The following is an 18,773-nucleotide window of genomic DNA, read 5'->3' as shown; positions in this document are numbered from 1 at the left end:
TTCCGGGAATGAGACGTGATTCATCCCACAATGCGAACGGAGCCCACTGTTAAGACAGTGGGCTCCGTCGATTGCTCAGAACGCGGACAGGGTGATCCCGGCGGCTCGCGGGTCGCCGCTGTGCACCAGCGACTCCTGGGCCTGCACGTCGTCGAAAGCGAAGGCGTAAGCCTTGCCGTCGACCATGTTGTCGTGGATCGACCTGGCGTAGACGTTGGCCGGCTCGCCGCGGTAGAAGTCCGCCGCGGTGCCGCTCGGCTGGGTGTCGAGCTCGCCCAGCGTGGTGCGCCACAGCGCCGCACAGAGGGTCCGCGCGATCGGCCCGACGACCTGGTCGTTCGGCGCGGCGAGGGCGCCGTCGCAACCCCACACGTTCGCCGTCGAGGGCTTGGTGAACGAGGCCACGGTCTTGCCCGTGGTGTCCGTGAAGCTCATGACGTCGCCGGAGGTGCGCCCCGCGAAGCGAACACCGGGCTGATCGGTGAAGGGCACCACGGTCAGCGTCTTCGCGGTGTACGCGTTCCACGCCCGGCTGATGTAGGCGTCCAGGTAGGCCGGGCTCATCAGGCCCGCGTCGGTCGCCTTGCCCGGGGCGAGCACCCGCAGCACCGTGCCGTCGGAGCCGGTGACGACGCTGCGGGCGAAGTCGGGATTCGCCTTCACCGCGTCGATGACCTTCTGCCGGCCACCGGGGACGACCTCACCGGTCTTGCGGGTCCGGCCGTCGCCGCCGGTCACGCTGACCACGTGCGGCACCGCGAACATGTCCACCTGTGAGCTGTTCAGCCACAGGCCGGAGTCGTTGAGGGTGAACTCGCTCCAGTCGAAGAGGATGTCGCGGTTCGGGTCGGCGCCGGCCCACGGCGCGGGCTGCACCAGGCCGTCGGCGGTCAACCGGAAGTCCAGCTTCCTGCCGAAGGAGAAGTAGATCCGGCCGGAGAGGTTCTTCGGCACCCGGATCGTGGAGCTGGCGCCGTCCGCCGGGCCGGTGATCGCCACGTCGGGCGCGGGCACCGGGACGGACCCGCCGCCGGACCAGGCGGTGAAGGCGCCCGACGAGTCGACGTAGCCGAGCTTGCCGGTGTTCAGGTTGACGCCCAGGACGTAGACGTGGACGGCCTGCTTGCGCCCGGACTCGTTGGTGATGGTGACCGGGAGCAGGTTCGACGCCGGCGGCACCTCGGCGGCCGGCGTGGTCGCCGAGGGCTTCGTAGTGGCCGGCGTCGTGGCCGGAGCCGTGGGCACCGCTGTCGAGGGCGCGACGGTGACCGGCGTGGTCGCCTCCCCGCCGCAGGGTGCGCCGTTCAGCTTGCAGTTGACCGGCCGCGCGCCCGAGCCGACGAAACCGAACGTCACCTTCGCGCCGACCGGAATCGCGCCGTTCCAGGAACGGTTCGTGAATGTCCGGTGACTGCCCGAAGCAGTCATGTCGGTTTCCCAGAAACTGCCGATGCCGGCACCGGCCGGCAGGTCGAATTCGACCTTCCAGGAGGTGAGCGCGGACGTTCCGGTGTTGTCGATGGTCACCTCGGCCTGCCAGCCGCTGCCCCAGTCATCGACCGTACGCAGGGTGGCGGTGGGTGCCGCGGCCGAGGCGGGCAGGGCGATCCAGGCGGTGGCCAGGGCGGCGACGGTGGCCGCCGAGGCGAGAATCAGGCTTCGTTTCCGGCGCATGGGGGTGCGGCCCTTCGAAGGAGATCGGACGGGAACGATCGCCATTATTCAAAGGTTTTCCGCTGTCGCGCGCGGCGTTTAAGGTCGCTTTAAGGACCTTTGTGGTGGACGTTTTTCGCCGCGTCCGGATAACACTTTCGCCGGGCCGGGATCGTCGTCCCGGCCCGGCGGCGGTTCAGTTCGCCCGGGTCAGGCGCACCACGGACCAGGAGATGCGCGGCAGGACGAGAGTGGCGACTTCGCCATCGACCGCGACCGCGCCGGTGGGCACCTCCGCGGTCGGGCGCAGGGTGACCCGCTCCGGCTCGTCCCTGGTGTTCGAGGCGCGCACGTCGTCGTCGGTGAGCGTCCAGGACTCGGCCACGGTCAGCCCGGCGCCGAACGCGGCCAGGTCGACGGTGAGCTCGACCGGCTGCTCCTGGTCCCGGTTGACCGCGAAGAGCACCACGTCGCCGGTGGCCGGGTCGTGGGTGGCCACCGCGTCGACCACGGCTGCCTCGCCGTACTTCGCGGTGTCGTAGGACGGGCTGTCCACCAGGACGTCCAGCACGTCGCCCTTGGCCAGGGCCGCGGTCCGGGAGAACGGGTAGAAGATGGTCTGCCGCCAGGCCGGGCCGCCCGGCTCGGTCATGATCGGCGCGATCACGTTCACCAGCTGCGCCTGGCAGGCCGCGGTCACCCGGTCGCTGTGCCGCAGCAGCGAGATCAGCAGGTTGCCGACCACCACCGCGTCGGCGACGTTGTACTGGTCCTCGATGACCCGCGGGGCGACCTCCCACTCCTTCGGCAGCGGCGCGTTCTGGAACCGGGACAGGTACCAGACGTTCCACTCGTCGAACGACAGGTTGATCTTCTTCTTGCTCTTCAGGCGGGCGCCGACCGCGTCCGCGGTGGCCACGATGCTGTTCACGAAGTGGTCCATGTCCACCGCGCTGGCCAGGAACGAGCCCAGATCGCCGTCGTGCTCCTCGTAGTACGCGTGGCAGGAGACGTAGTCGACCACGTCGTAGGCGTGCTCCAGCACCGTCGACTCCCAGGTGCCGAAGGTCGGCATCACCGAGCTGGAGCTGCCGCAGGCGACGAGTTCCAGGTCCGGCTCGGCCGAGCGCAGCGCCCGTGCGGTCGAGGCGGCGAGCAGGCCGTACTCCTCCGGGGTCTTGTGCCCGGTCTGCCACGGTCCGTCGAGCTCGTTGCCGAGGCACCAGATCTTGATGCCGTACGGCTTCTCCGCGCCGTTGGCCCGCCGCCGCTCGGAGAGCTCGGTGCCCTCCGGGTGGTTGACGTACTCGTGGACGTCGAGCGCCTCCTGCACGCCACGGGTGCCGAGGTTCACCGCGTACATGATCTCGACGTCGGCCTTCTCGGCCCACTTGGCGAACTCGTCGATGCCGACCTCGTTCGTCTCGATGCTGCGCCAGGCCAGGTCACGCCGGCGGGGGCGCTGCTCGACCGGGCCGACGCCGTCCTCCCAGCGGTAGCCGGAGACGAAGTTGCCGCCCGGATAGCGGACCATCGTGACACCGAGCTCGCGGGCCAGGGCCAGCACGTCGGTGCGGAACCCGTCCTCGTCGGCGAGCGCGTGACCCGGCTCGTAGATCCCGGTGTAGACGCAGCGGCCCATGTGCTCGACGAAGGAGCCGAAGGTGCGGCGGCTGACCGGCGCCACGATTTGGGCAGGGTTCAGTGCGACACGTGCACGAAGCATGTTGTTCCTTAGAAGAAAGTCACTTGACGGCGCCGATGGTCAAGCCACCGCGCCAGTACCGCTGCAACATCAGGAAAGCCACGATCAGGGGGACGATCGCCACGAGGGCGCCGGTGATGATCACGTTGAACGTGGCCGCGCCGCCGTTGCCCATGATCGCGGACATGTACCAGGTCCGGAGCCCGACGGTGAGCGGGTAGAGCTGGTCGTCGCTCAGCATCACCAGCGGCAGGAAGAAGTTGTTCCAGGACGCGACCATGCTGAACAGCAGCACGGTGACCAGGGCCGGCCGCATGGCGGGCAGCGCCACGCTGCGGAACACCCGGAACTCCCCGGCCCCGTCGATGCGGGCGGCCTCGAGCATCTCGTCCGGGATCGAATCGTGGACGTAGACCCGGAGCAGGTAGACACCGAACGGGTTGAGCAGCGACGGCAGGATCACCGCCCAGATCGTGTCGACCAGGTCGGCCTGCGACATCAGCAGGTACGTCGGCAGCACCAGCGCCGTCGCCGGCACCATGATCAGTCCGAGGAGCAGCGCGAAGAGGGCGTTGCGGCCCGGGAAGCGCAGCTTGGCGAAGGCATAGCCGGCCAGCGCCGAGATCGCGGTCGCGCCCACACCGCTCACCACGGCGTAGAACGCCGAGTTGCGCAGCCAGGTGAGGAAGACCCCGTTCTCCTGGTTGAACAGCAGTTTCAGGTTGTCGAACAGGTGGAAGCCGTTGAACCAGAGCGAACCCGCGTCGAACAGGCCCTCGTTGTTCTTGGTCGACGCCACCAGCAGCCACCAGAACGGCAGCAGGAAGTAGACGGCCATCAGGCCCATCACCACGTGGGCGGCGACGCTGCCTTTCTTGAGACTCATCGCAGCGCGCTCCTCTTCCGGGTGGCGAACAGGAAGATGTACGACCCGATGAAGACCACCGCGCCGAGCAGGAACGAGATCGCCGCCGAGTAGTTGTACTGCTGGAACGAGAACGCCTGGTTATAGGCGTACACGTTCGGTGTGTAGTGCTGGGTGATCGCGCCCGGGTTGAGCGGCTGCAGGATCAGCGGCTCGGTGAAGAACTGCAGCGTCCCCATGATCGTGAAGAGCGTGGCCAGGACCAAGGCTGAGGAGATCATCGGCGTCTTGATCCGCAGAGCGATCTGCACCTGACCGGCGCCGTCGATCTTCGCGGACTCGTAGACCTCCTTGGGCAGGCCCTGCAGCGCCGCGTACAGGACGATCATGTTGTAGCCGGCCCACTGCCAGGTGACGATGTTGCCCAGCGACGCCAGCACCGTGTCACCGGAGACGAAGTCGACGCCGGTCCAGGCGAGCGGGCCGATGTTCTTGCTGTACAGGAAGCCCCACATGAGCGTGCCGATCACCACCGGCACGGCGTACGGGACGAAGGCCGCCAGCCGGAAGAAGCGGGAGAACCGCGAGGTCGCGGCGTCGATCAGCAGGGCCGCGAGCAGCGCCAGCCCGATCATCACCGGAGTCTGGATCAAGCCGAAGATCAGGACCCGGACGACGCCCTCACGGACCAGCGGGTCGTCGATCGCCTGCTTGTAGTTGTCCAGGAAGGCGAAGACCTCGCCCTCGATCAGGGTGGACCGGTACAGGCTGATCTTGAAGGCGTACGCCAGCGGCAACAGCAGGAACGCGATCAGCAGGATGGCGAACGGGAGGACGAAGAGCCAACCCGTCGTGGCCTCGCGTGCGCTTCTGAAGAGCGGCCGGCGTTGTGCGGGGCCCGCAGCCGCCGGAGCGGCCGCGGGCTTGGTCTGCACCTGGGTCATTACTGAACCTTGAAGCCCTGCTGGGTGGCGTAGGTCTTGACGTTCGCCTGCGCCGCGTCCAGCGCCGCCGTCCAGGACGTCTTCTTCTCGATCGCCTGGTTCAGGTTGGTGGTCAGCTGGTTGAAGTTGTAGCTGTTGAACGGGCTCCAGGAGAACGGGCCGATCGCGTTGTAGGCCGGGACGAAGACCTCGTTGACCTTCTGGCCGCCGAAGAACTCGTACTCCTTGTTCTTGAAGGTGTCCGACTCGAGGATCGGCGTGGCGGTCGGGAAGAGGAACGCCTTGTCGATGCCGATCTTCCAGGCGTCGGTGTTCTTCGCGCCGAACAGCTCCATGGCGACCTTGGCGGCGACGTCCGGGTACTTGGCCTGGTCGGTCACCGCGAACGAGGAGCCGCCCCAGTCACCCTGCTTGTTCTCGCCGGCGACCCACTGCGGCAGCGGCGCGACCTTCCACTTGCCGGACGACTTGGCGGCGTTGGCCTGGATGTAACCGGGGCCCCAGCCGGCCGCGAGGTAGGTGGCGTACTTCTCCGAGTTGAGTCCGTTGTAGAAGTCCGTGGTGTGGAAGGCGGTGGTGTCGGCCAGACCGGCGTTGACCATGCCCTCCCAGTACTCGATGACCTTCTTGGCCTCGGCGCTGTTGACGTTCACCCCGATGTTGGACGGGTTCGCCAGGTCGTAGGAGTACGGCTGGGCGCCGGCCTGCCACATCAGGCCGCTCATGAAGCCGCCGTCGTTCGCGCCGAAGTCGGTGATGAAGCTCTTGCCGGCGGAGGCGGTCTTCAGCTTCTCGGCCTGCGCCTTGTACTCGTCCCAGGTCTTCGGCACGGTCAGGCCGTACTTCTTGAAGATGTCCTCGCGGTACATCATCGCCATGGGGCCGGCGTCGACCGGGATGGCGTAGACCTGGTCACCGGAGCTGACCTGCTTCCAGGCCCACTCGACGTAGTCGCCCTTGACGTCGTTGGCGCCGTACTTGCCGAGGTCGACGAGGTGCTTGGTGAGCGCGAAGGTGGGGATCTCCTGCAGCTCCAGCATGGCCACGTCGGGCGCGCCCTTGCCGGCCTTCAGCGCGGTCTGCAGCTTGGTGTACTGGTCCTGACCGGTACCCGCGTTGGTCCACTCGATCTTGATGTCCGAGTGGGTCTTGTTGAACAGGTCGACGACACCCTGGAACTCCGGGTACCAGGCCCAGACCTTGACGGTGACCGGGCCGGTGGGCTTCTCGGGGGTGTCGGCGGAGTCGCTACCGCACGCCACCATGGTGACCGCGGTGAAAGCAGCGACCGCCGTCACGACTGATCGCCGCAGACGGCGCTTTAGACTAAAGTTCCTGGCGTTCACTGGGTCCTCACAGGGTTGAGCATTCGAGTATCCGGTTGACGTGTCGGGTAGAGCCGGCCCGCGGTGCTGGCACACCGAGGGCCGGCCACTGGTCTACCAGACACCAGGGCCGTTCAGCACGCTTGCGAAACCGATCCCACCTGCGTATATGCCGCCCGCAGGCAGATGTTGCTACTGTTTTGCAGCGCTGCAAAACACAGCATGCACAACCGTCCAATCGACGGCAAGGGGTAACCTGCCGGAAACTTGGCGCTGGCGGTTAGCCGCAAAGGGGGGCACATTGCGTCGGGAAGTCACTCTGCGTGACGTGGCGGAGCTGGCGGGAGTTTCCAGCCGCACCGTCTCCAACGTGGTGAACGGCTATGCGAACGTCACCGAGCGGACCCGCATCCGGGTCCAGCGGGCCGTCGATGAACTGGGCTACCGGCCCAACGTGCTGGCCCGGAACCTGGCACAGGGGCGGTCCGGTCAGATTGCCCTGGTGGTGCCGTACCTGGACACCCCGTACTTCTCCGAGTTGTTGCAGAGCGTGATCCGCGCGGCCCGGAAGAGCGGATATAACGTTCTGATCGACCAGACCGACGGCGACGCCGAGCACGAGCGCGGCTTCATCGCGCACGGCTCCCGCCGGCTGCTCTTCGACGGCGTCATCTTCAGCCCGCTCGGCCTCGACCAGCAGGCCCTCGCCGACCGCGACCCGGCCCTGCCGCTGGTCATACTCGGTGAACGGACCAGCGACGGCACGTTCGACCACATCGGCATCGACGACGTGGCCGCTTCCCGGCAGGCCACCGACCACCTGCTCGACCTGGGCCGGCAGCGGGTCGCCGCGATCGGCGACCAGCCCTACGCCACCGGCGAGGCGGCCCAGCGCCGCACGCGCGGCTTCCGCGAGGCACACCACGCGCGCGGCCTGCCGGTCCGCGAAGATCTCATCATCAGTACGCCCCGCTTCAACCGCCCCGACGGCGCCCAGGCGATGGCCCACCTGCTCGACCGCGAGGACCCGCCGGACGCGGTGTTCTGCTACAGCGACCTGGTCGCACTCGGCGCCATCCACACCATCGTGTCCCGCGGCCTGCGGGTGCCCGAGGACGTCGCGGTGATCGGTTACGACGACATCGAGGACGGCCGCTTCTCCAACCCTCCGGTCACCACCATCTCCCCCGACAAGGAGATGATCGCAACCACCGCGGTGGAACGCCTCCTGCTGCGCATCAGCAGCGCGACGCCCCCTCCGGGCCTGGAGCTGCGCGCCCCCCACAGGTTGATAGTCCGGGAAAGCACCATCGGCCGCGGCTGAGAGACTCAGATCGGTGTCCGACCCACCGCCGCAGGGCATTTAATGCTGCCCCGCACAACCCCAGGACCCGATCAACTTGCAGCCAAGAATACGGGGAATGCAACCCTGCACAATGCCGAACAAATGTTTTCTGCGAACTTATCGGCCTCTCCCCGGAGATGTTCAAACCCGCCGAAGCGAGAGTGGCCAGTCTCCGGTCGCCTGCACTCGATCGGCGAGGCCGCCGCGGACGGCAAAGTGCCGGGTATGCCACCGCAGCTGAGGAGGCGACCGCGGCCGAAAACGCCACAGCCGAGGAAGCGACCGAAGTCGGAGACGTCACCACGGCCGGAGGCACCACCGCGGCCGGAGGCGCCGCCGCAGCCAGAGACGCGACCGCGGCCGGAGGCGCCACCACAGCCAGAGACGCGACCGCGGCCGGAGGCGCCGCCGCAGCCAGGGACTTGACCGCGGCTGAAGGAGCGATCGAGGTCGGGGACGCCACCGGGGCGGAAGACTCGATCGGGGGTGGGCACGCTTCGGTTGGAGGATGAGAAAGGCGGCGGCGATCATGTGCTCGACGCAGGCGGTCGGAATGGCGGCGGGCCAGACCCCAGGCGCGGCGTCGCTCGTGTTCGCGGCGGAAAGCGTCGCGGGCCGGAGAATGGCGGCGTGAAGCGGTGCGGTCACGCATGGCCGACAATTCCGCCCTGGTGAACAAACCCTGCTGCCGCATGCCTCCATTCTGCCGGAAAGAAATCGCCCTCGGTAAGTATTTGATCATGCCTATTTGAAGGAACGTCCGTCCGGCATGCACGACTGTCCGGCGACGGATATAGGAACTGCGTAACAGGGGCGGCAAACCGGTAAAGAAATCGGCATCTCTCGCCGGCAATGCCGGCAATAGAGAGCTGCACCGCCACCAGACGCCGATCCACTACGCCACCGAGCGCGGCTGATCCGTTCAAGATCGCTGAGGGTGGGCGAGGCCGTAAATGTGGTTCCGCCCGAGCACCCGGCAGCCAGTGACCGCGCGAGGGGGCCGGGTGGCAGCCAGTGACCGCGCGAGGAGGGCCGGGTGGCAGCCGGCGGCCGCGCGAGGAGGCCGGGCGACCGGCGGCTGCCGATTGCGCGATGAGCGCGATCGGGTGGCAGCTACCGGCTGGCCGCCGAGTGCCGGTGTCCGGGTTCGGGCTGGGGCGGGGTGGCAGGCGGACTACTGGAAGAGCTTGGCAGCGGTGATGGCGGTCTGGATCACGCCGTAGCCGAGCAGGACGGTCACCAGGGCCCAGGAAAGGAAGAGCCTCACGCGGCCACCTCCTCCCTTCTCGCGGGTTCGTGATAACGCTCGGGGACCGGGCGCACCAGCAGGTTGGCCAGGAAGCCGACGGCCAGCAGGGCGACCATGGTGAACAGCGCCGGGCGGTAGGCGTCGGCGGTGAGCGTTCCGGGTTTGCCCTGGGCGTCCAGGAAGCCGTTGATGATCAGCGGGCCGGCCACGCCGGCCGCGGACCAGGCGGTCAGCAGGCGGCCGTGGATGGCGCCCACCTGGTACGTGCCGAACAGGTCACGCAGGTAGGCCGGGATCGTGGCGAACCCGCCGCCGTAGAACGACAGGATGACGCCGGCCAGCAGGACGAACAGTGCGGTCGCGGCCGGGCCGATCAGGGCGAGCAGGAGGTAGAGGACGATCCCGCCGCCCAGGTAGATCATGTACATCGGTTTGCGGCCGATCAGGTCGGAGGTCGACGACCAGACGAACCGGCCGGCCATGTTGAACAGCGAGAGCACGCCGACGAAGCCGGCCGCCGCGGAGACCGCGACGCTGGACTCGCCGTTCTCCCGGAAGAAGTCCTGGATCATCGGGCTGGCCTGTTCCAGGATGCCGATCCCGGCTGTCACGTTGCAGAACAGGACGACCCAGAGCAGCCAGAACGGGAGCGTCCGGATCGCGTTGGCGGCGGACACCTGCGCGGTGGTGACCAGGGGCTTCTCGCGTACGGTCGCGGGGTCCCAGCCGTCCGGCTGCCAGCCGTCGCGGGGCACCCGGATGTTGAACACCCCGAACATCATGATCACGAAGTAGCCGATGCCGAGGGTGAGGAACAGCCCGGTCAGCGCGTCCCCGTCGGCGACCGAGGTGGCGACGTTCGGGTCGTAGCCGCTGTCGTAGAGCGACATCAGCTGCCGGGACAGCGGCCCGGCGATCAGCGCGCCGCCGCCGAACCCCATGATCGCCAGGCCGGTGGCCAGGCCGGGCCGGTCCGGGAACCATTTGATCAGCGTGGAGACCGGGGAGATGTAGCCGATGCCCAGCCCGATGCCGCCGAGTACGCCGTAACCGAGGTAGAGCAGCCAGAGCTGCCCGGTGGCGATGCCGAGCGCGCTGACCAGGAAGCCGGTCGCCCAGAAGCAGGCGGACACGAACATCGCCTTGCGTGGCCCGCTCGCCTCCACCCAGGTGCCGCCGACGGCCGCGGAGAGTCCCAGCATGACGATCGCGATGCTGAAGATGATCCCGATCGCCGTCTGGCCGGTGTCGAAGTGCTGGACCAGCGAGTTCTTGTAGACGCTGGTCGCGTACACCTGGCCGATGCACAGGTGCACCGAGAGCGCGGCCGGCGGGATCAGCCAGCGGCTGTACCCGGGCGGCGCGATCGAGTGCGCGCGGTCGAAACGGGAGAGCAGGGCCATTGCGGCCGACTACCCATCCATCGATCTCGATAAACTCAGTCCTCCGGCGCGGCCAGGCCGGCCTTCTCGTCGCGCTCCGCCCACTCCAGCAGGGTCTCCAGGGAGAAGGCGCGATCGTCGATCGCGGCATGCAGGTCGCCGAGCTCGGCGAAACGAGCCGGGACCGTACGAATGGTGAAGTCCTTCGGGTCGACGTCCGGGATCTCGTCCCAGCGCACCGGCGTGGACACCGTCGCGGTGGGCACCCCGCGTACCGAATAGGCGCTGGCGATGGTGTGGTCTCGCGCGTTCTGGTTGTAGTCGATGAACAGCGAGCCCGGGTCCCGATCCTTGCGCCACCAGGTGGTGGTGACGTCGTCCGGGGCGCGCCGCTCCACCTCCCGGGCGAAGGCGAGCGCGGCCCGGCGTACGTCGGAGAAGCCCCATCGTGGCTCGATGCGCACGTAGACGTGCAGACCTTTGCCACCGGAGGTTTTCGGGAATCCGGTGATGCCGAGCTCGTCGAGGACCTCGTGAGCGACCCCGGCGACCCGGCGGACCGTGTCGAACGGGCAGTCCGGCATCGGGTCCAGGTCGATCCGCCACTCGTCGGGTTTCTCGGTGTCGGCCCGCCGGGAGTTCCACGGGTGGAACTCCACGGTGGACATCTGCACCGCCCAGATCACGTCGGCGAGCTTGGTGACGCACAGCTCGTCGGCGTGCCGGTTGTAGCGCGGGAACTTCACCCGGACCGTCTCCAGCCAGGGCGGCGCGCCGTTCGGCACCCGCTTCTGGTGCACCTTCTCCCCGGCCAGGCCGTCCGGGAAGCGGTGCAGCATGCAGGGGCGCTCGCGCAGCGCCCGGACGATCCCGTCGCCCACCGCCAGGTAGTACTCGACCAGGTCGAGCTTGGTGGCGCCGAGCTCCGGGAAGTAGATCCGGTCCGGGTTGGAGACCCGGACGTCGTGGTCGCCGACTTCGATGACGGTGGCTTTACCGGCCATGGTCAGAATTTAGCCCAGCCAGGCGTCGTCCATGTCCCGAAGCAGCGTGTCACCCGAGTCCAGCAGGTCCAGCATCGGGCCGATCCGGGGCAGTTCGTGGGTGATGAAGTAGCGGGCCGCGAGCCGTTTGCCGTCGTAGAAGTCGCCCTCCTTGTCGCCGGCCGCGAGATGCTGCTCCAACCAGAGCCAGGCGACCACCAGGTGGCCGGCGGCGTCGAGGTAGGCGGTGGCGTTGACCAGGGCGGACGACGGGTCGCCGGTGGCCCAGAGCTTCGCGGTGGTGCGGGCCAGGCGGTCGCAGGCCTCCAGGACCGGGGTGCCGAGGTCGGTGGGCACCGCGGAAGCGGTGGCCCGGATCCGGTCCAGCAGCAGGCCCAGCCCGGCGCCGCCCTTCATGGTGACCTTGCGGCCGAGCAGGTCGAGCGCCTGGATGCCGTCGGTGCCCTCGTGGATCGAGTTGAGCCGGTTGTCCCGGTAGAACTGCTCGACCGGGTACTCCCGGGTGTAGCCGTAGCCGCCGTGCACCTGGATGGCGTGGTCGTCGGCGAGCCGGCACCACTGCGACGGCCACGCCTTGACGATCGGGGTGAGCACGTCCAGCAGCAGGTTGTTCTCCTCGGACGGCTCGTCGAGCAGCTTCGCCGCGTACAGGATCAGGGCCAGACCGCCCTCGACGTAGGACTTGGAGGCGAGCAGCATCCGGCGTACGTCCGGGTGCTTGACGATGGGAACCGGCGGGGCCGTGGGGTCCTTGTCGGCGAGCGGACGGCCCTGCTCCCGCTCCCGGGCGTAGGCCAGGGCGTGCAGGTAGCCGGTGTAGCCCAGGGCGACCGCGCCCGCCCCGACGCCGATCCGGGCCTCGTTCATCATCAGGAACATGTACGCGAGGCCGCGCCCTTCCTCCCCGACCAGGTAACCGGTGGCGTCGTCGAAGGCGAGCACGGTGTTGGTGGTGCCCCGGTAACCCATCTTGTGGTTGAGCCCGGCGAGCGTCACGCCGTTGCGCTCCCCCGTCGCCACGTGCTTCTTCGGCACGATGAACAGCGACAGCCCCTTGACCCCGGCGGGCGCCCCGGCGACCCGGGCCAGCACCAGGTGCACGATGTTCTCGCTCAGCTCGTGGTCGCCGCCGGAGATCCACATCTTGCTGCCGGTCACCCGGTAGGTGCCGTCGCCGGCCGGGACCGCCTTCGTCAGCACGTCGCTGAGCGCGGACCCGGCCTGCGGCTCGGACAGGCACATGGTTCCGGTGAACCGGCCCTCGAGCATCGGGTAGACGTACGTCTCGATCTGCTCCTTGGTGCCGTGCGCGAGCAGCAGATGCGCGTTGCCCGAGGTGAGCATCGCGTACGCCGAGGTGGCGGTGTTGGCGGCCTGGAACCAGAGGAAGCAGGCCCGGGCGACGACCGCCGGGAGCTGCATGCCGCCGTGCTCGGCGCTCAGCGGCGCGGCGATCAGACCGGCCTCGGCGAAGGCCTTCAGCGCCCGGGACACCTCCGGGATGATCTCCACCCGCTCGCCGTCGAAGGTCGGCTCGTTCAGGTCGTTCTTGCGGTTGTGCGGCGCGAAGTCGCGCTCGGCGATCTGCTGGGAGACGTCCAGGAACGCGTCGAACGTCTCCCGGGAGTGCTCGGCGAACCGCTCCCGCTCGGTCAGCGACTCGACGTCGAGCCATTCGTAGAGCAGAAACGCGAGATCACGCCGGGAGAGCACCTTGGACACCGCAGCCACCACCGTTCGCCGGGAAACTCATTGCACCTAGTGTGCACTAAGTTCAGCCCGCCGCGCGGTGCCGGCCCACCCAACCGTCGTCCTCGCGCGCTCCACGGCTGCCGCCGGCGTGCTTGATCGCGTACATCGCGTGGTCGGCGGCGCGCAGCGCGGTGTCCGGGTCCTCGGCGGCCGGCGCCAGGTGCACGCCGATGCTGGCGCCGATCAGGATCTCCTGGCCGGCGATCCGGAACGGCAGCTCCAGGACGTATCGCAGGCGGCCGCTCATGCTCTCCGCGTCGCCGGCGGTCACGCCGGGCATCAGCACGACGAACTCGTCGCCGCCGACTCGCGACAGCACGTCGGTCGAGCGTACGCAGGCGCTGAGCCGGTCCGCGACCTGCCGCAACAGTTCGTCGCCCACCTCGTGCCCGTGGGCGTCGTTCACCGGCTTGAACCCGTCCAGGTCCACGAACAGCACCGCCACCGAGTCGCGGCGCAGCGTCGAGCCGAGGGCGTCCTGCATCCGGCGGCGGTTCGGCAGGCCGGTGAGCGGGTCGTGCTGCGCCTCGTGCTCCAGCCGCTCCTGGAAGGCCCGGTTCTCCGAGATGTCCCGGGCGTTGATCACGACGCCCTCCAGCGAGGGGTTGTGCATCTGGTTGGAGGCGGTGAAGTCGAACCAGCGGTACTCACCCTCGGCCGACCGGGCCCGGCACTGCAGCCGCAGCACCCCGGCCGGGTCGGCGAGCAGGGCGGTGAGCTGCTCGCGCATCTTCGGCTCGTCCTCGGGGTGCAGCAGCTCGAAGACGGTGTGCCCCTTGAGCGCGCCGGTCGGGAAACCGAGCACCGAGTACGCGCTCGGGCTGCTGAAGATGATCCGGCCCCGGCCGTCGAGCACCGACACCAGGTCGGGGGCGTGCTGGAAGAGGGCCTGGAACCGCTCGTCGGCGCGGCGGCGCTGGATCTGGGTGCGGTAGCCGAGCACCGAGATGCCGGCCACTCCGATCAGCAGCATCGCGCCGAGGGTCAGGTTCAGCGTCTGACTGCGGCTGTGCACCGGGCCGTCGAACGAGGACTTCGTCTGGGTACGGACGTAGGACCAGCCGCTGGACAGGCCGCCGTAGACGATCGCGATCATGCGGGTGTCGCCGGAGTCGTACTCGACGAAACGGACGCCGGACGTGCCGAGGCTGGACTTGAGGGCCGGGTCGACGGCCGTACCGATCAGGGTCCGGTCGCTGGCGGCGCCGACGGTGCCGGTGTTGTCCACCACGACGGTCTGGTGTGTGTCGGCGGCGAGGCGTACCAGGTAGGTCTGCAACGACGTGGTGGCGACCTCGTTGAGCCCGATCAGGAAGCCGGCCGGTGTCTCGCCGACCATGACCGGCACGGCCACCGCCGCGAGGGCGACGCCGTCCACCGTCATCACGTTCGAGAAGCCCGGTTTGCCGGCTTTGAGCTGGGCGCGCAGCGGCTCCCAGGCGGGGTCGTCCGGCGACGGCAGGCCCTCGGCGCGGCTCGCGGTGAGGATGTCGCCGTTCAGGTCGGCGGTCATCATCCCGTACTGGAAGGTCGCGCTCTTGGCCGCGGCGGCCGCCAGCATCTGCTGGTCGGCGGCCGAGTTCCTGGCGAGATGCAGCACGTGCTCGCTGATGACCTCGACCAGTTCGAGGGCCGAGTTCAGCTGCAGCTGGTTGGTCAGGGTGCCGTTGTTGGTGCCCAGGGCGCTGCTGTCAGCCCGATGCACCGTGTCGGCCGCCCGCAGGGCGGACCGGTTGACCAGAAAACCGATGACCCCGGCGGCGGCCAGCAACAACACGCTGACCACCACGGCAATCCAGTTGCGCAACCGCATCGCGTTCCTCCTCACCGCTTGTCATCGGCAGCGGGAGGCGGGGCTGAAAGAAAACGCCCACTAGGGGGCCGCACGGAGCAAACCCGAGGGTGCGGGCGCCGGAAACCCCGGGGAAAACGGGGCGGCGATCGGCGCTCCGGACCCCGATGATGGAGAAGGCACTCAGCGGGTCGGAATCGTCGCAGCACGTGCGATCCCCACCCTTCCAGCGAGCGATGTAACCGGACGACCCACGTCGACGATCGGAGCACCGCATGCGCAGACAGGTGGTGGCATCACCGCCGGCATGGCTGGCACCGCTCCGCGCCCGGGTCCCGGTGCCGCGACGCTCGCCCGAGCAGCCGCCCCCGGCCGGCCCACGATCACCGGCGGCCCCTCCCGCCGCCCCCGGGCGCCCGCGGATCATGCGGGCCGGCCTGAGCGTCACCGGCGCCGCCTTCGCCGCCCTCTTCTACTGCCTCTCCTTCACCCCGTCGCTCCTCCCCCGCGCCTGGTTCCTGCAGGGCGTGGTCGCCGGCATCACCGCCGCGATGGGTTACGCGCTGGGCACCGGGGTCGGCGCCCTGATCGCGCTGCGCCGCCCGTTTCACGAGCAGACGGTCCGCCTCGCCTGGCGGATCCTGATCGCCCTGGTTCCGCTGCTCGTGGTGGTCTTCCTCTGGCTCGGCACCCGCTGGCAACGGGAGCTGCGGATCCGGCTCGGCATGGAGCCCGCCCAGGAGTACGACATCGCCCGTACCGTCGGGGCCAGCCTGCTCACCCTCGGCCTGCTGCTGCTGATCGCCCGGGCGCTGCTGCTCGCGACGTACGCCTGCGCCTGGGTGTTCCGGCGGATCGTCTCCGACCGCGCGGCGTACTGCGCGGGCACCGTCGTGGTGGCCGTGCTCAGCTACGGCGCCTTCGACGGGCTGCTGATGGCGCAGGTCTTCACGATGGCCGACCGGTCCGCCGCCGTGATCAACAACGGCACGGGCAACGGCGTCCTGGTGCCGGCCTCGGCGCTGCGCTCCGGCGGGCCGCAGTCCCTGGTCGCCTGGGACTCGCTGGGCCGGCAGGGCCGCTCGTTCGTGGCCGGCGCGCCCACCCGGGAGCAGCTGACCACGTTCGCCGGGCGGCCGGCCGCCGAGCCGATCCGGCTCTACGCCGGGCTCACCTCCGCCCGGACGCTGGCCGACCGGGCCGCCCTCGTGGTTCGGGAGATGGACCGGACCGGGGCGTTCGAACGCTCGGTGATCGCGGTCATCACCCCGACCGGGACCGGCTGGGTGGACAACAAGGTCACCCGGTCACTGGAGTACATGTACGCCGGTGACACCGCACTGATCTCGATGCAGTACTCGTACCTGCCCAGCTGGGCGGCCTTCCTCGGGGACCGCTCGGAGGTGGTCGACGCCGCCTCCGCGCTGATCACCGCGGTGCGGCAGCGCTGGGCCGCGCTGCCCGAGGCGACCCGGCCCAAGCTGCTGCTGTTCGGCGAGAGCCTGGGGACGTACGGGTTGGAGAAGACCTTCGGCACGGCGGCGGAACTGGTCGCCGGATCGGACGGCGCCCTGCTGCTCGGGCCGACCTTCGCCAACCCGGTGCACCGGCAGCTCACCGACGACCGGGCCGAGCACAGCCCGGTCTGGGACCCGGTCTACCCGGATCTGCCGGTGGAGTTCGCCGAGGACGCGGCCGGCCTGCGTGACCTCACCGGCAGCCCACCGAAGGTCGTCTACCTGCAGAACGCCACCGACCCGATCGTCTGGTGGAACTGGGACCTGCTCTGGAAGAAGCCGTCGTGGCTGAACGGCGAGCGTGGCCCGGACGTGACGCCGGACATGCACTGGTACCCGGGAATCACGTTCTGGCAGACCACCTGCGACCTGGTCTTCGCCAACAAGGTGCCGACCGGGCACGGGCACGTCTACAAGTCGGAGACGGTGGACGGGTGGGCCGCGATCGCGCCCCCGCCCGGCTGGACCGACGCCGACAGCCTCCGGCTGCGCGCCCTGCTCGACGGCTGAGGCGTCAGAAGCCGGTGCCGCTGGTGACGTCCACCGGTACGGCGGGAAGGGTGTCGCCGCTGATCTCAGCGCTCCGCTCGCCGGTGTCCAGGCGGGGCGCCGGAGCGGCCACGCCGTCCCGGGTCAGCACACCGACCTGCGATCCGTCCGGGAGGACGATCCAGCCGCCTTTTATCTCGGCGTTGCGCAGCCTCGCCGCCGCCCGGTAGAGGCCGGACGGGGGCTGAACCCGCGGGATCGAGAAGCTGGTCGATCGCCCGCCGACGGTCACCTGCCCGGTGGCACGTCTCCGGTCGGTCCTTCCGGTCAGCTCGGCGCCGTCCCGCCCGGTCAGCGAGAGGCTGCCGTCGACGACGCCGCCCTTCAGCCAGGCCTCGACCCGGCTGCCGTCGCAGAGGTAGGCGATGGCCCGGCCGTCCCGGACGGCCAGCGAGAGCGTTCCGGCGGCGCCGGGCAGGCGGGCGGCATAGGTGGCACGGGCCGGCGGTGCGGTCGCGCCCAGTTTCTCCCTCTCCACCGTCTGCGCCGGCTTCGGCTGGTTCGTGCCGGGCCCGGCGTCCGCGGAGGGCGGGGCCGCCACCGGTGGGTCGCCGGAGCCGATCCGGACGGCGATGCCGGTCAGTGCCGCCACCAGGACGGCGCTCGCCACCCCGGCGAGCAGGACGGTCCGCCGCCGGCGGGACCGGCGCGGCAGACCCAGCAGCCGGGTGGGCGGCACCTCCTGCGGCGGCAACTCCTGCGGTGGCCAGGCCCGTGGCGGCATCTTCTCCGTGGGCGTCTCCTCCGCCAGTGGGAGGACGACCGCGGCCCTGATCCGGGCGGCCACATCGGCGGCCGGCGGCCGCTCCCACGGGTGGACGGCCAGGCAGTCGCGGACCACGTCGCGAACCGGCCGGGGAATCCGGTGCAGGCCGGACCGGCCGGGCGCGGGCCGGGTCCCGGACGTCATCTCGGCGAGCAGCACGCCGAGCGCGTACACGTCGGCGGCGGCGGTCGGTGGCCCGCCGGCGGCCCGCTCCGGTGCGGCGTAGGGGTTGTCCACGGTGTCCGGCTCAGCCGGCAGCGCGGCCATCCCGAAGTCGCCGACCTTGACGCGCGGCGGACGTGCCCCGCCCACCAGCAGGACGTTCTCCGGTTTCAGGTCGAGGTGCACGATGCCGCGGGCGTGCACGTCGGCCAGCACGTCAGCCACCTGCGCGGCGACCGCGGCGGCCGTCTCCAGCGGCAGGGTCCCGCCCTCCGCGGCCACGTAGGCCCGCACGCTGGGACCGTCCACCAGTTCCATCACCAGCGCCAGCCGTCCCGGCTCGGCGACCAGGTCACGCATCCGGACGATCCCGTCGTGGGGCAGCTGGTGCAGGGTGCCGCCGATCCGGCTGAGCAGGTCCCGGACCCGGGGGCTGGCGGCCAGGTCCGGGCGCAGCAGCTTGACCGCCAGCGGCGGCTCACCGGGCGCGGTGGCCCGGTGGACCACCGCGCAGGCGCCGCGGCCGATCTCCTCGCCCAGCAGGTAGCGGCCGATCCGTTCCGTGTCACCCATCGACGGCTCCTCCCGACGTCACACTCTTAATCCTCTATCGCCCGATAAAAGCTGATAGCGGGTGTTCGGCGGAACCTGGACGGGTGATGCGGCGGCTAGTACTGCTACGGCGGATCACTACTTCGAGTAGTTCTGGATCGTTTCCCGGACGTGGTCACGGTTGAGCAGGTGCAGGGTTGGGACGAGGCGT

General features: G+C 69.5%; 12 protein-coding genes. 2 read left to right on the top strand and 10 right to left on the bottom strand.

Annotation, left to right across the window (positions count from 1 at the left end):
• Window positions 1-75: 75 nt before the first annotated feature.
• The 5 genes from AB0F81_RS38485 to AB0F81_RS38465 all read right to left on the bottom strand — a co-directional run bounded on the left by AB0F81_RS38485 (window position 76) and on the right by AB0F81_RS38465 (window position 6,465).
• Window positions 76-1,674, bottom strand: coding sequence for a beta-1,3-glucanase family protein (locus tag AB0F81_RS38485; protein WP_360205976.1), 1,599 nt, complete (start codon window positions 1,672-1,674; stop codon window positions 76-78).
• A gap of 175 nt (window positions 1,675-1,849) precedes the next feature.
• Complete coding sequence (locus AB0F81_RS38480; RefSeq protein ID WP_360205974.1) at window positions 1,850-3,379, bottom strand: alpha-N-arabinofuranosidase; 1,530 nt, start codon at window positions 3,377-3,379, stop codon at window positions 1,850-1,852.
• 19 nt (window positions 3,380-3,398) lie between these two features.
• Complete coding sequence (locus AB0F81_RS38475; RefSeq protein ID WP_360205971.1) at window positions 3,399-4,244, bottom strand: carbohydrate ABC transporter permease; 846 nt, start codon at window positions 4,242-4,244, stop codon at window positions 3,399-3,401.
• Complete coding sequence (locus tag AB0F81_RS38470) at window positions 4,241-5,167, bottom strand: sugar ABC transporter permease (protein ID WP_360205969.1); 927 nt, start codon at window positions 5,165-5,167, stop codon at window positions 4,241-4,243. Before AB0F81_RS38470 ends, AB0F81_RS38475 begins: the two co-directional genes overlap by 4 nt.
• Window positions 5,167-6,465, bottom strand: a complete 1,299-nt coding sequence (locus AB0F81_RS38465; protein ID WP_360205966.1) for an extracellular solute-binding protein — start codon at window positions 6,463-6,465, stop codon at window positions 5,167-5,169. Before AB0F81_RS38465 ends, AB0F81_RS38470 begins: the two co-directional genes overlap by 1 nt.
• A 328-nt stretch (window positions 6,466-6,793) precedes the next feature.
• Here AB0F81_RS38465 and AB0F81_RS38460 point away from each other — a divergent pair, with 328 nt between their 5' ends.
• Window positions 6,794-7,816 carry a LacI family DNA-binding transcriptional regulator gene (locus AB0F81_RS38460; RefSeq protein ID WP_360205963.1) on the top strand — a complete coding sequence of 341 codons (1,023 nt, stop codon included), beginning with the start codon at window positions 6,794-6,796 and terminating at the stop codon, window positions 7,814-7,816.
• A 1,284-nt stretch (window positions 7,817-9,100) separates the two neighbouring features.
• On the opposite strand, the gene AB0F81_RS38455 is transcribed toward AB0F81_RS38460, so the two are convergent.
• The 4 genes from AB0F81_RS38455 to AB0F81_RS38440 are packed head-to-tail and all read right to left on the bottom strand — an operon-like array spanning window position 9,101 to window position 15,037.
• A complete protein-coding gene (locus AB0F81_RS38455) occupies window positions 9,101-10,489 on the bottom strand; it encodes an OFA family MFS transporter (protein ID WP_360205960.1) in 1,389 nt (462 codons plus the stop codon).
• Between the two features lie 35 nt (window positions 10,490-10,524).
• Window positions 10,525-11,472 carry a non-homologous end-joining DNA ligase gene (gene ligD, locus AB0F81_RS38450; protein ID WP_360205958.1) on the bottom strand — a complete coding sequence of 316 codons (948 nt, stop codon included), beginning with the start codon at window positions 11,470-11,472 and terminating at the stop codon, window positions 10,525-10,527.
• Between the two features lie 9 nt (window positions 11,473-11,481).
• Window positions 11,482-13,203 (bottom strand): acyl-CoA dehydrogenase, encoded by a 1,722-nt coding sequence (locus tag AB0F81_RS38445; protein ID WP_360205989.1) that lies wholly within the window; start codon window positions 13,201-13,203, stop codon window positions 11,482-11,484.
• 43 nt (window positions 13,204-13,246) lie between these two features.
• Window positions 13,247-15,037: a sensor domain-containing diguanylate cyclase gene (locus tag AB0F81_RS38440; RefSeq protein ID WP_360205955.1), complete on the bottom strand. Its 1,791-nt coding sequence runs from the start codon at window positions 15,035-15,037 to the stop codon at window positions 13,247-13,249.
• A 404-nt stretch (window positions 15,038-15,441) separates the two neighbouring features.
• On the opposite strand from AB0F81_RS38440, the gene AB0F81_RS38435 reads away from it, so the two are divergent.
• Window positions 15,442-17,043 (top strand): alpha/beta-hydrolase family protein, encoded by a 1,602-nt coding sequence (locus AB0F81_RS38435; protein ID WP_360205953.1) that lies wholly within the window; start codon window positions 15,442-15,444, stop codon window positions 17,041-17,043.
• A 4-nt stretch (window positions 17,044-17,047) separates the two neighbouring features.
• Here AB0F81_RS38435 and AB0F81_RS38430 read toward each other — a convergent pair whose 3' ends face one another.
• The gene (locus AB0F81_RS38430; protein ID WP_360205951.1) at window positions 17,048-18,583 is read right to left on the bottom strand and encodes a protein kinase; all 1,536 of its coding nucleotides are present in this window, start codon (window positions 18,581-18,583) and stop codon (window positions 17,048-17,050) included.
• Window positions 18,584-18,773 lie beyond the last annotated feature (190 nt).

This window comes from Actinoplanes sp. NPDC024001 (assembly GCF_040638955.1).
Taxonomy (GTDB): Bacteria; Actinomycetota; Actinomycetes; order Mycobacteriales; family Micromonosporaceae; genus Actinoplanes.
This window is presented reverse-complemented; position numbering and strand designations above follow the sequence as displayed.

What these genes read in the sequence shown, in the direction of transcription:
- AB0F81_RS38435 (WP_360205953.1), top strand. Translation starts at nt 15,442, where the DNA reads ATGCGGGCCGGCCTGAGCGTCACCGGCGCCGCCTTCGCCGCCCTCTTC.
- AB0F81_RS38455 (WP_360205960.1), bottom strand. Translation starts at nt 10,489, where the DNA reads ATGGCCCTGCTCTCCCGTTTCGACCGCGCGCACTCGATCGCGCCGCCC.
- AB0F81_RS38480 (WP_360205974.1), bottom strand. Translation starts at nt 3,379, where the DNA reads ATGCTTCGTGCACGTGTCGCACTGAACCCTGCCCAAATCGTGGCGCCG.
- AB0F81_RS38485 (WP_360205976.1), bottom strand. Translation starts at nt 1,674, where the DNA reads ATGCGCCGGAAACGAAGCCTGATTCTCGCCTCGGCGGCCACCGTCGCC.
- AB0F81_RS38475 (WP_360205971.1), bottom strand. Translation starts at nt 4,244, where the DNA reads ATGAGTCTCAAGAAAGGCAGCGTCGCCGCCCACGTGGTGATGGGCCTG.
- AB0F81_RS38430 (WP_360205951.1), bottom strand. Translation starts at nt 18,583, where the DNA reads ATGGGTGACACGGAACGGATCGGCCGCTACCTGCTGGGCGAGGAGATC.
- ligD (WP_360205958.1), bottom strand. Translation starts at nt 11,472, where the DNA reads ATGGCCGGTAAAGCCACCGTCATCGAAGTCGGCGACCACGACGTCCGG.
- AB0F81_RS38440 (WP_360205955.1), bottom strand. Translation starts at nt 15,037, where the DNA reads ATGCGGTTGCGCAACTGGATTGCCGTGGTGGTCAGCGTGTTGTTGCTG.
- AB0F81_RS38470 (WP_360205969.1), bottom strand. Translation starts at nt 5,167, where the DNA reads ATGACCCAGGTGCAGACCAAGCCCGCGGCCGCTCCGGCGGCTGCGGGC.